At 71.2% G+C, this 12507-nt stretch carries 8 protein-coding genes; all 8 read right to left on the bottom strand.

Annotation, left to right across the window (positions count from 1 at the left end; genetic code table 11):
- Window position 1: 1 nt before the first annotated feature.
- Window positions 2–1396, bottom strand: a complete 1395-nt coding sequence (locus ACYP53_RS08475; RefSeq protein WP_459647060.1) for a class I SAM-dependent methyltransferase — start codon at window positions 1394–1396, stop codon at window positions 2–4.
- A gap of 261 nt (window positions 1397–1657) precedes the next feature.
- Window positions 1658–2401, bottom strand: coding sequence for a DUF3566 domain-containing protein (locus ACYP53_RS08480; RefSeq protein WP_229928223.1), 744 nt, complete (start codon window positions 2399–2401; stop codon window positions 1658–1660).
- Window positions 2402–2552: 151 nt separating this feature from the next.
- A complete protein-coding gene (gyrA, locus tag ACYP53_RS08485; RefSeq protein WP_189913545.1) occupies window positions 2553–5090 on the bottom strand; it encodes a DNA gyrase subunit A in 2538 nt (845 codons plus the stop codon).
- 131 nt (window positions 5091–5221) lie between these two features.
- A complete protein-coding gene (gyrB, locus tag ACYP53_RS08490; protein WP_189913282.1) occupies window positions 5222–7243 on the bottom strand; it encodes a DNA topoisomerase (ATP-hydrolyzing) subunit B in 2022 nt (673 codons plus the stop codon).
- Window positions 7244–7511: 268 nt separating this feature from the next.
- A complete protein-coding gene (locus ACYP53_RS08495) occupies window positions 7512–8054 on the bottom strand; it encodes a DciA family protein (protein ID WP_189913281.1) in 543 nt (180 codons plus the stop codon).
- Between the two features lie 148 nt (window positions 8055–8202).
- Entirely contained in the window at window positions 8203–9336 is a 1134-nt protein-coding gene (recF, locus tag ACYP53_RS08500; protein WP_189913280.1) for a DNA replication/repair protein RecF, read from the bottom strand.
- A 91-nt stretch (window positions 9337–9427) separates the two neighbouring features.
- Window positions 9428–10303 (bottom strand): phosphogluconate dehydrogenase (NAD(+)-dependent, decarboxylating), encoded by an 876-nt coding sequence (gnd, locus tag ACYP53_RS08505; RefSeq protein WP_189913279.1) that lies wholly within the window; start codon window positions 10301–10303, stop codon window positions 9428–9430.
- A gap of 194 nt (window positions 10304–10497) precedes the next feature.
- On the bottom strand, window positions 10498–11628 hold the full coding sequence (gene dnaN / locus ACYP53_RS08510) for a DNA polymerase III subunit beta (protein ID WP_189913278.1): 1131 nt from the start codon (window positions 11626–11628) through the stop codon (window positions 10498–10500).
- Between the last annotated feature and the right edge of the window lie 879 nt (window positions 11629–12507).

Consider the following 12507-nt stretch of genomic DNA (forward strand, 5'->3'; position numbering starts at 1 on the left):
ATTAGCGGACCGACGGCCGATCTCCCAAATCCGGATCGGCCGGGGACGCGGCGGGCACCCCGGCGACCGGCCGCGGCGTGCCGGCGGCGCGGTCCAGCAGCCACTCCCCGCGGGTCGCCGGGAGGCCCGCCGTGCCCTCCTCGGTGCTGCGGACGGCGAGGACCTGGTTGACCCCGATCCGGTTCTGCTCGAAGGCGAGCGCGGAGGCCGCCATGTACAGCCGCCAGACCCGGGCCCGGCCGCGGCCGACCAGCCGGACCGCCTCCGTCCAGTGCGCCTCCAGGTTGGCCACCCACTCCCGCAGGGTCAGCCCGTAGTGCTCGCGCAGCGACTCGACGTCCCGGACCTCGAAGCCGGCCTCCTCCAGCCGGGCCACGGTGGAGCCGACCGGGGAGAGCTCGCCGTCGGGGAAGACGTAGCGGTCGATGAAGGGGCTGCTGCGGTACGGCTCGCCGGGGTGGTCGGGGCGGCGGGCGATCTGGTGGTTGAGCAGCCGGCCGCCGGGCACCAGTAGCCGGTACAGGCCCTCGGCGTAGACCCGGTACTGCTCGGAGCCGACGTGTTCGGCCATCCCGACGCTGGAGACGGCGTCGAACGGTCCGTCGACGATCTCCCGGTAGTCCTGCAGCCGGACCTCGATCCGGTCGGCCAGGCCGGCCTCCTCGACCCGCGCGCGGGCCAGCGCAACCTGCTCCGCGGAGATGGAGACGCCGACCGCGGTGACGCCGTAGTGCTGGACGGCGTGCAGCAGCAGCGAGCCCCAGCCGCAGCCGACGTCCAGCAGCCGCATCCCGGGCCGCAGGCCGAGCTTGCGGCAGATCAGGTCGAGCTTGGCCTCCTGGGCGGCCTCCAGGCTCTTCGCCTCCGGAGTCCAGTAGGCGCACGAGTAGACCATCGAGGAGCCCAGCACGAGGCCGTAGAAGTCGTTCCCGACGTCGTAGTGGTGGCTGATGGCCGCGCGGTCCCGGCCGCGGCTGTGCAGCCGCCCGCCGGGCTTGCGGACCTCCTCCCGGGGCGGGGCCGGCTCGGGGCCGAGCGCGCCGGCGCGCAGGACGGTGGCGAGGGCCCGGCGGCCCTTGGCGCCGAGGGCCTCGCGCGGCCCGAGGCGGAGCGTGCGGATCTCCGGCAGCTCGGCGAACCGGCCGACGGCCGAGAGCACCTCGTAGAGGTCGCCGCCGGGGGAGATCTCCAGGTCCCCCGCGACGTAGGCCCGGGCCAGGCCCAGCTCGCCCGGCTGCCAGAGCAGGCGGCGCAGCGCCCGGCGGTTGCGCAGGACGAGGGTGGGCGCCCCCGGCGGCCCGGCGACGCTGCCGTCCCAGGCCTGTACCCGCAGCGGTACCGGGACCTCCAGCAGCCCTTCCAGGGCCTCGACCAGTTGACCTGCGAGCTTCGCCACCGCGCGCCTCCGTCCAGTCGTCCTGCTGAACCTCACCTGCCCGGTCGGGCGGACCGGGGGGCGGGCCTGCGGCACTCCCAGGCGCGGAACGGGCGCCATCCAGCTAATCCCACCGCGGCCGACCGGCTTCCGGACGGCACGCCGCGGGGTGCCGGCTGTCACCCGAAATGCCGACGGGCCCCACCGGCTGCAACAGCCGGTGGGGCCCGTACATTCCGTCCGTGGACGGAAAGCTGAGCGAGGGTCAGGATCCGGCCGGGATCAGTCCTCCTCGGCCAGGGTCAGCTCGACGCCGCCGGTGAAGCCGGCCGCCGCGTTGTAGATGAACGCGGAGAGGGTGGACAGCGCGGTCAGCAGGACGACGTCGACCACGGCGATCAGCGTGGTGAAGGTCATCACCTTGCCGAAGCCGACGTAGTCCATCAGGTTGACGCCGCCGTTGCTGTCGGAGCCGGTGACGTCCTTGAGGGTCTTGCTCAGGGAGTCGAAGACGCCGAGCGAGTCCAGCGTCATCCACAGCACGGCCGAGGCCACGATCAGGATGATGCCGACGGCCAGCGACAGCAGGAAGCTGACCTTCATCACGGACCACGGGTCGACCTTGGTCACCCGCAGCCGGGCCTTGCGGGTCCGGCCGAGGCCGGGCCCGGCGGCCGCCGCCGCGGGCGCCGCGGCGGGGCGCCGGGCCGCGCCCGGGACGGGGGTGCCGCCCGGCGGGGTGTTGCCGGAGGTCCGGGTGCCCCGGGCCGGGGTCGGCTGCCCCTTGGCGTACGTGGTCGGCTGGGAGAAGCCTCCCGAGCCGGGCGCGGGCGAGCCCGGCGGCGGGGGCGTCTGGCCGCCGCCGTACGTCGCACCGCTCTGACCCGCGGCGCCGACCGGCGGCATCAGCGAGGTGGACGCGGTCGAGTGCTCGGTCGGCGGCTGCGGCACCCCGTACGAACCCCCGCCCTGCGCGCCCGGACGGCCGCCGGAGGTCCCTCCCGCAGCACCCGTGGCTCCACTCACCTGGTCCTCCCGCACTTCCCACCAGGGCGGCGTCGCCGCCCTGCTTCGTCACTCGTCATCCAGCGCCCGGCGGGATTGCCCGGAACTGGCCGGCGGCCGGAGCCACCGCGTCCAACCCTGTGGACGCGGCGGCACCGGTCTGCGGTTCGGTTCAGGCCTCGACGTCTCCGCCGACCGCCGTCTCCGCACCCTCGGTCGTCTCGGTGGACTCGGTGCCGGCGAACTCGTCCTCCGCCGTCTCCTCGTCCTCGGCCTCCGCGTTGCGGGCCATGCCCACGACCGCGTCGCGCTTTCCGAGGTTGATCAGTTGGACGCCCATGGTGTCACGTCCGGTTTCACGAACCTCGGAAACCCTCGTGCGGATCACCCCACCCGAGAGGGTGATCGCCATGATCTCGTCGCTCTCGTCGACCACGAGCGCGCCGACGAGCGAGCCCCGGCCCTCGACGATCTTCGCCGCCTTGGTGCCGTAGCCGCCGCGTCCCTGGACACGGTACTCGTCCACACCGGTCCGCTTGGCGTAGCCGCCGTCCGTGGCGGTGAAGACGTAGGTGTCCGGACGGACGACGTTCATCGAGAGCAGTTCGTCGTCCTCGCGGAAGGCCATGCCCTTGACGCCGGAGGTGGCGCGGCCGGTGGGCCGCAGGGCGTCGTCGGTCGCGGTGAAGCGGATCGACTGGGCCTTCTTGGAGACCAGCAGCAGGTCGTCCTCGGAGGAGACCAGCTCGGCGCCGATCAGCTCGTCGTCCCGGCCCTCCTCGTCCTGGCGCAGGTTGATCGCGATCAGGCCGCCGGATCGCGGGGAGTCGTAGTCCTTCAGCGGGGACTTCTTCACCAGGCCGGCCCGGGTGGCGAGGACCAGGTACGGCTTGTCCTCGTACGTCCGGACGGCCATCACCTGGGCGATGTGCTCCTCCGGCTGGAAGGCCAGCAGGTTGGCGACGTGCTGGCCGCGGGCGTCGCGCCCGGCGTCCGGCAGCTCGTAGCCCTTGGCACGGTAGACCCGGCCCTTGTTGGTGAAGAACAGGATCCAGTTGTGGGTCGTCGTCACGAAGAAGTGGTCGACGATGTCGTCCTGCTTCAGCTGGGCACCGCGCACGCCCTTGCCGCCGCGCTTCTGCGAGCGGTAGAGGTCGGAGCGGGTCCGCTTGACGTAGCCGCCACGGGTGATCGTGACGACGATGTCCTCCTCGGCGATGAGGTCCTCGATGGAGAGGTCGCCGTCGGACGGGATGAGGGTGGAGCGCCGCTCGTCGCCGTACTTCTCGACGATCGCGGTGAGCTCCTCGGAGATGATCTCCCGCTGGCGGGTCGGCGAGGCCAGGATCGCGTTGTACTCGTCGATCTTGCGCTGCAGCTCGTCGTGCTCGTCCATGATCCGCTGGCGCTCCAGGGCGGCCAGGCGGCGCAGCTGCATCTCCAGGATGGCGTTGGCCTGGAGCTCGTCGATGTCGAGCAGGCCCATCAGGCCGGTGCGGGCGGCGTCGGCGCTGGCCGAGGCCCGGATCAGCGCGATGACCTCGTCGATCAGGTCCAGGGCCTTGAGCAGGGCGCGCAGGATGTGGGCGCGCTCCTCCGCCTTGCGCAGACGGAAGGTGGTGCGCCGGACGATGACCTCGACCTGGTGGTTGACCCAGTGCCGGATGAAGGCGTCGAGCGAGAGCGTGCGCGGCACGCCGTCGACCAGGGCCAGCATGTTGGCGCCGAAGTTGGTCTGCAGCTCGGTGTGCTTGTACAGGTTGTTCAGCACGACCTTGGCGACCGCGTCGCGCTTGAGCACGACCACCAGGCGGGTGCCGGTGCGGGACGAGGACTCGTCGCGGACGTCCGCGATGCCGGCGACCCGGCCGTCCTTGACCAGGTCGGCGATCTTCAGCGCGAGGTTGTCCGGGTTGACCTGGTACGGCAGCTCGGTGATCACCAGGCACTGGCGGCCCTGGATCTCCTCGACCTCGACCACGGCCCGCATGGTGACCGAGCCGCGGCCGGTGCGGTAGTAGTCGTTGATGCCGCGGTGGCCGACGATCAGCGCGCCGGTGGGGAAGTCGGGGCCCTTGATCCGCTCGATCAGGGCCTCCAGCAGCTCCTCGTTGGAGGCCTCCGGGTGCTCCAGCGCCCAGAGCGCGCCGGAGGCGACCTCGCGGAGGTTGTGCGGCGGGATGTTGGTGGCCATGCCGACCGCGATGCCGGTGGCACCGTTGACCAGCAGGTTGGGGATGCGCGCCGGCAGGACGGTCGGCTCCTGCGAGCGGCCGTCGTAGTTGGCGGCGAAGTCGACGGTGTCCTCGTCGATGTCGCGCATCATCTCCATGGCCAGCGGCATCATCTTGCACTCGGTGTAGCGCATGGCCGCGGCCGGGTCGTTGCCCGGGGAGCCGAAGTTGCCGTTGCCGTCCACCAGCGGCATCCGCAGCGACCACGGCTGGGCCAGGCGGACCACGGTGTCGTAGATCGAGGTGTCACCGTGCGGGTGGTAGTTGCCCATCACGTCGCCGACGACGCGGGCGCACTTGTAGTAGCCCTTCTCGGGCCGGTACCCGCCGTCGTACATCGCGTAGAGCACGCGGCGGTGCACCGGCTTGAGGCCGTCGCGGACCTCGGGCAGCGCGCGGCTGACGATCACGCTCATCGCGTAGTCGAGGTACGAGCGCTGCATCTCGGTCTCGAGCTCGACCGGCTCGATCCGCATGGTCGCCTGGGCGGTGGCCTCGGCGGCCTCGGGAGTCTCGGGCTGGTCGCCTTCGGGACGGTTGTCGTCGACCACTGGTGGTCAGTTTCCTTTCACGCGGACTGGTACGTGCGGGGCCTGGGGTGGAGGCCTCACACGTCCAGGAAGCGGACGTCCTTGGCGTTGCGCTGGATGAAGGAGCGGCGGGCCTCGACGTCCTCGCCCATCAGCACGGAGAACAGCTCGTCGGCGCGGGCGGCGTCCTCCAGCGTGACCTGGAGCAGCAGCCGGTGCTCGGCGTCCATGGTGGTGACCCGGAGCTCCTCGGCGTTCATCTCGCCGAGACCCTTGAAGCGCTGGATCGCGTCGTCCTTGGGGAGCCGGCGCCCGGCCTCGACCCCGGCCGCGATCAGCGCGTCGCGCTCGCGGTCGGAGTAGGCGTACTCGAAGTCGTCCTTGCCCCACTTGATCTTGTACAGCGGGGGCATGGCGAGGTAGACGTACCCGGACTCGACCAGCGGCCGCATGAAGCGGAACAGCAGGGTGAGCAGCAGGGTGCGGATGTGCTGTCCGTCGACGTCGGCGTCCGCCATCAGGACGATCTTGTGATAGCGGAGCTTGGACTCGTCGTAGTCCTCCTGGATGCCGCAGCCGAAGGCCGAGATCAGCGCCTGGACCTCGGTGTTCTGCAGCACCTTGTCGATCCGGGCCTTCTCCACGTTCAGGATCTTGCCGCGGATCGGCAGGATGGCCTGGGTGCGCGGGTCACGGCCCTGCTTGGCCGAGCCGCCGGCGGAGTCACCCTCGACGATGAAGATCTCGCACTCGGACGGGTCCTTGGACTGGCAGTCCGAGAGCTTGCCCGGCAGCGAGGCGGACTCCAGCAGGCCCTTGCGGCGCGTCAGGTCGCGGGCCTTGCGGGCGGCGACGCGCGCGGTGGCGGCCTGGATGGACTTGCGGATGATGTCCGCGGCCTCGTTGGGGTTGCGGTCCAGCCAGTCGTTCAGCTGCTCGTGGACGACCCGCTGGACGAAGGTCTTCGCCTCGGTGTTGCCGAGCTTGTCCTTGGTCTGGCCCTCGAACTGCGGCTCGCCGAGCTTGACCGAGATGATCGCGGTCAGGCCCTCGCGGATGTCCTCGCCGGAGAGGTTGTCGTCCTTCTCGCGGAGCAGCTTCTTGTCCCGCGCGTAGCGGTTGACCAGGCCGGTCAGCGCGGCGCGGAAGCCCTCCTCGTGGGTACCGCCGCCGTGGGTGTGGATGGTGTTGGCGAAGCTGTAGACCCCCTCGGTGTAGGAGGAGTTCCACTGCATCGCGATCTCCACCGAGATCGCCTTGTCCTTGTCCTCCGCCTCGAAGTCGATCACCGAGGGGTGGATGACCTCGCCCTTGCGGGAGTTGAGGTGGGCGACGAAGTCGGCGATGCCGCCGTCGTACTTGTACGTGACGGAGAGCGGCTTGCCGTCCTCGTCCACGTGCTCCGGGCGCTCGTCGGTCAGCGAGATCGACAGGCCCTTGTTGAGGAAGGCCATCTCCTGGAAGCGCCGGGAGAGCGTCTCGAAGGAGTAGACGGTGGTCTCGAAGATGTCGCCGTCGGCCCAGAACGTGACGCTGGTGCCGGTCCGGTCGGTGGTCTCGTTCTTGACCAGCGACGCCGTCGGCGCGCCCATCTTGTAGTCCTGGGTCCAGCGGTGGCCCTCGGTGTGGATCTCGACCGCGAGCCGGGTGGAGAGCGCGTTCACCACCGAGACGCCGACGCCGTGCAGACCGCCGGAAACCGCGTACCCGCCGCCGCCGAACTTGCCGCCCGCGTGCAGCACGGTGAGCACGACCTCGACGGCCGGCTTCTCCTGCCCGGGGACGATGCCGACCGGGATGCCGCGGCCGTTGTCGACCACCCGCACGCCGCCGTCCGGCAGCAGCGTGACGTCGATGGTGTCCGCGTGCCCGGCCATCGCCTCGTCGACGGAGTTGTCCACGACCTCCTGCACCAAGTGGTGCAGGCCACGCTCACCGGTCGAGCCGATGTACATGCCGGGACGCTTGCGGACGGCGTCGAGGCCCTCCAGCACCTGGATGTTACTGGCGTTGTAGGACTTCTCGTCCTGGTCGGACTGGTCTGGGGTCTGGCTGGGGTTGCCGGAATCGGCCACGAAGCGCCCTCTCTGGCACAGCACGGGCCGCATTCCCGCCCCGTACGGGCGAGCGTGCGACCACGGCGTTTCGACTCGGTTGCCACTGGCAACAGTGTTTGGCTCTCAGTCTACCGGTACGACTGACAGAGATGGGCGTTTGGCAGCCCTTGAAGGCAGATACGCCGCCCTGAATCCCCTCGGCACGTGTCCCGATACTCGCCCGGGGGCCCCAGAGCGCCTGGGAGGGCTGTCAGGGGTTCCGGAAGATCCGGATCCGATCCATGCCGCCGGCGAGGGGCCGGTGGCTCGATCAGCCCCAGGTGTCTCCCGGCCCCTTGCTCCCGGGCGCGCGCAGCCGGCCGTAGCCGCGGGCGGGCGCCGCGGGGCCCAGCACCTTGATGGTCCTGACCGTGCCGTGGCCCAGCTCGTGGTTCAGACGGGCCACCAACTGTCGTGCCAGCCAGCGCAGTTGGGTGGCCCAGGCGGTGGAGTCGCACTGCACGGTGAGCACCGCGGCCGCCTCGTCGTAGGAGGAGGGGTGGCAGTGCGCGGCGATGTCCGGACCGACGATCTGCGGCCAGCGGCCCATCACCCCGCCGACCGCGGCCGAGGACTCCCAGCCGCGCTCGGTCAGCAGCCGGTTCAGCGCGGCGCCCAGCGGCACCGGGTCGCGGCCGTCCGAACGGGCGCCGCTGCGCAGACCGTGCCGCTTCGCCTCGCGCTTCTCCCGGACCTGCTCGCCGCGCTGCTTGGCCTGGGCCCGGGCCGCCCGCAGTGCCGAGCGGGCGAGGTCGGCGCCGGTCGGCTCGGGGGCGCCGGGCCCGCCGGGAGGGTTCTCCGCCGGCTCGCTCACGGCGATCTCCTTTCCCCAGCCTGTGGACAACGGTCGCGGTCGCACGCCCGCCGAGCCGTCCAGCCTACGGGAGCGCACGGCCGCCGCGACCCGCGGCGGTGGGGGTGAGGGGTGGCAGGGGACAGCCGGCGGAGAACGGCTGCGCGGGTCAGGCGTCCACGCGGCGCACGGCACCGTCGGCCACCGCGAACCGGGCGCCGGCCAGCGCCTTCGGCACGTCCTCGGCGACCGCCGCGGTGACCAGCACCTGCTCGCCGTCGGCCACCAGCTCGGCCAGCCGGTCCCGGCGGGCGGCGTCCAGCTCGGCGAACACGTCGTCCAGGATCAGCACCGGCTCACCGCCGTCGGCGCGCAGCAGCTCGTACGAGGCCAGCCGCAGCGCCAGCGCGAACGACCAGGACTCGCCGTGGCTGGCGTAGCCCTTGGCGGGCAGCGGGCCGAGCTTGAGCACCAGCTCGTCGCGGTGCGGGCCGACCAGGGTGAGGCCGCGGTCGACCTCCTGCTTGCGGACCGCCTGCAGGGCCTGCAGCAGCTGCTCCTCGGCCTGCTCGCGGCTGGTCGGCAGCTCCCCCTCGAAGGAGCTGCGGTACTCCAGGAGGGTCTCACCGCCGCCGGGGGCCAGCTGCCCGTACGCGGCGGTCACCAGCGGCTGCAGGGCGGCCACCAGCTGGATCCGGAAGGCCGTCAACTCCGCGCCGGCCCGCGCCAGATGGCCGTCCCAGACCTCCAGGGTGGACAGGTCCGCGCCCTTGCCGCCGCCGGCCCGGCGGGCCATCGCGGCGGTCTTCAGCAGGGCGTTGCGCTGCTTGAGCACCCGCTCGTAGTCCTGCCGCACACCGGCCAGCCGGGGGGCTCGGGCGGTCAGCAGCTCGTCCAGGAAGCGGCGTCGCTCACCCGGGTCCCCCTTGACCAGGCTGAGGTCCTCGGGGGCGAACAGCACGGTGCGCAGCAGGCCCAGCACATCGCGCGGGCGGACGTTGTCGGAGCGGTTGATCCGGGCCCGGTTGGCCTTGCCCGGAGTGAGCTCCAGCTCGATCAGGGTGGAGCGGCCGCGGTCCACCACCGAGGTGCGGACCACCGCCCGCTCGGCGCCCAGCCGGATCAGCGGCGCGTCGGTGGCGACCCGGTGACTGCCCAGGGTGGCGACGTAGCCGATCGCCTCGACCAGGTTGGTCTTGCCCTGGCCGTTGGGCCCCACGAAGGCCGTCACGCCCGGGTCGAGGGGAACCTCGGCCCGGGCGTACGACCGGAAGTCGGCGAGCGACAGATGCGCGACGTGCATGGCTGTGGACTGCGCCCGCCTTCTGTGGATGAACCGGGTCCGGAGGGGATTGCGCCCCGGACCCGGGGTGGGGATTGCGCCCCGGAGGGGATTACTTCGACTCGACCGCGTGGCCGCCGAACTGGTTGCGCAGCGCGGCGATCATCTTCATCTGCGGCGAGTCCTCCTGGCGGGAGGCGAAGCGGGCGAACAGCGAGGCGGTGATCGCCGGCAGCGGCACGGCGTGGTCGATCGCGGCCTCGACGGTCCAGCGGCCCTCGCCGGAGTCGGCGGCCCAGCCGCGCAGCTTGGCCAGGTGCTCGTCGTCGTCCAGGGCACGGACGGCCAGGTCGAGCAGCCAGGAGCGGATGACCGTGCCCTCCTGCCAGCTGCGGAAGACCTCGCGCACGTCGGTGACCTCGGGGGCGGCCTCCAGCAGCTCCCAGCCCTCGGCGAAGGCCTGCATCATCGCGTACTCGATGCCGTTGTGGACCATCTTGGCGAAGTGGCCGGCGCCCACCGCGCCCGCGTGCACCGAGCCGAAGTCGCCCTCGGGCTTGAGCGCGTCGAAGACCGGCTGGACCAGGGCGACGTGCTCGGCGTCGCCGCCGTACATCAGCGCGTAGCCGTTCTCCAGGCCCCAGACGCCGCCGGAGACGCCGCAGTCCACGAAGCCGATGCCCTTGGCGGCCAGCGCCTCGGCGTGCTTGACGTCGTCGGTCCAGCGGGAGTTGCCGCCGTCCACCACCACGTCGCCGGGGGAGAGCAGCTCGGCGAGCTCGTCGACGGTCGCCTGGGTGGCCGCGCCGGCCGGGACCATCACCCAGACCACGCGCGGGCCCTGCAGCTTGTTGACGAGCTCCTGCAGGCTCTCGACGTCGGAGATGTCCGGATTGCGGTCGTAGCCGATGACGGTGTGGCCGGCGCGGCGGATCCGCTCGCGCATGTTGCCGCCCATCTTGCCGAGACCGATGAGGCCGAGCTCCATGACCAAGTCCTTACCTGTGGTGACGTGCCTGCCGGCGGCGCCGTTGCCGCACTCCCTGAGCCTACGCGCTGGACCGCCCGCGCCCGCTTGCGGTCCGGCCGACCGGGGGAGACGTCCACAGGCTGTGCACAGCGGGTGTGCACAGCCTGTGGACGGTCACGCGGAGCGGGGGCGGCCGGAGCCGCTCCCGGGGATCAGCCGGAGAGGCGGACCGGCATGATCAGGTACTGGTAGGCCTTGTCCTCCTCGGCGTCCACCGAGACCTTGCCGCTGAGCAGCGCGGGCTTGGTCGGGGTGGTGAAGCTGAGCTGGGCGTAGGCGGAGTCGATGGCCTTGAGGCCCTCCTCCAGGTAGCCCGGGTTGAAGGCGATGGAGATGGCGTCGCCCTCCAGGGAGGCGTCGATCCGCTCGGTGGCCTGGGCGTCGTCGCCCGATCCGGCCTCCAGCGTCAGCACGCCCTCCTCGAAGTTCAGGCGGACCGGCGTGTTGCGCTCGGCGACCAGCGAGACGCGCTTGAGCGCCTCCAGGAAGGGCTGCGTCTGGATCGCGGCGACCGCGTTGAACTCGGTCGGGAACAGGCTGCGGAACTTGGGGAACTCGCCCTCCAGCAGCCGGGTGGTGGTCCGGCGGCCGGCGCCCTCGAAGCCGATCAGGCCCTCGCCCGCGCCGCCCGAGGAGAGCGCGATGGAGACGGTGTCGCCGCTGCCCAGGGACTTGGCGATGTCCTGCAGCGTCTTGGCCGGGACCAGGGCGACTGCGGAGATGTCCGACTGCTCGGGCTTCCACAGCAGGTCGCGGACGGCGAAGCGGTAGCGGTCGGTGGCGGCCAGGGTGATCCGGTCGCCCTCGATCTCGACCCGGACACCGGTGAGCACCGGGAGGGTGTCGTCCCGGCCCGCGGCGACGGCGGCCTGGCTGACCGCGGAGGCGAAGACGTCACCGGAGACGGTGCCGGTGGCGGTCGGCATCTGGGGCAGGGCCGGGTACTCGTCCACCGGGAGGGTGGGGAGGGTGAACCGGGAGCTGCCGCAGACCACGCTGACCCGCTGGCCGTCGGTGGAGATCTCCACAGGCCTGTTGGGGAGGTTGCGGGAGATGTCGTTGAGCAGTCGACCGGAGACCAGCACGGTGCCGGCCTCCTCGACGTCCGCCTCCAGCTCGACCCGGGCCGAGACCTCGTAGTCGAAGCCGGACAGCGCCAGGCTGCCCTCCTGCGCGGTCAGCAGCAGGCCTGCCAGCACCGGCACCGGAGGCCGTGCCGGGAGGCTGCGGGCAGCCCAGGCCACCGCCTCCGCGAGGACGTCACGCTCCACCCGGAACTTCACCGGTAACCGCCTCCTGGATCGAGCGCTCCCGCTCGCACTCTGGTTCGTCTGATCTTGATCGTCGGTCCGCTGTCCGTCGGAGCTCTGCTCGCTCCGCTTCCAGTCGCAAGGACAGTCTGACGTACTCCGCCGACAGACGGGGCAGACGGGCGGAAGCAACCCGAACAGGTGTCGGGGTCGCGTTGTCCACAGATTCGGGGCCCACCCACTTTGAAAGCAAGTCCACGGTCTAAATGTGTAGTGGTAGTAGTAGGGCCTGTGGAAACCGTGGATAACCCCGTTTCCGCAGGTCAAGGCCCGGATTTTGTCCACAGTGGGTGTGGACGGCGGCTGTGGACGAGCAGGCCCCGCTGTGGACAGCCGAGCGTTACCCACAGGGCACGCTCGGTATCCACAGGTTATCCCCAGGCCTGTCCCCAGATCCGGGTGCGGTTATCCACGGGGCCCGGTCAACTTTTCGTGACGCCTTTCACACCAGGGTATGAACGCCAGCTCACGGTTGTCGAACTGTGGACGCGGTTGTGGACAACCTGGGGATAACCGCCCCTGCCCTGGGGACAACCGGTGGATAACCCGGATGGCCCACTGGCGGGCCGTCAATTGTCCACACCCTGTGGATAACCGTTGTGCACAAGTCCACAGGCACCTGACCTGCGCGGAAGAGCGTAGCGGTGACGGGCCTGTGGAAGAATTCTGGATAACTCCGGAGCCACCGGCCTGTGGACGGCGGGGAAGGCACCCGCCCTGTGGACAACTGCCCTGCACGCCCCGGGTTTTCGAATCACCGGTCGGTTGTTCGGCGCGGGCTGTGGACTGGCGAACCGTCCGTCGACCACATCCCTGCCCAGCCGGCGGGCGGCGCACACCTGTGGATGCCCG

The sequence above is a fragment of the Kitasatospora sp. Ki12 genome, assembly GCF_054601375.1.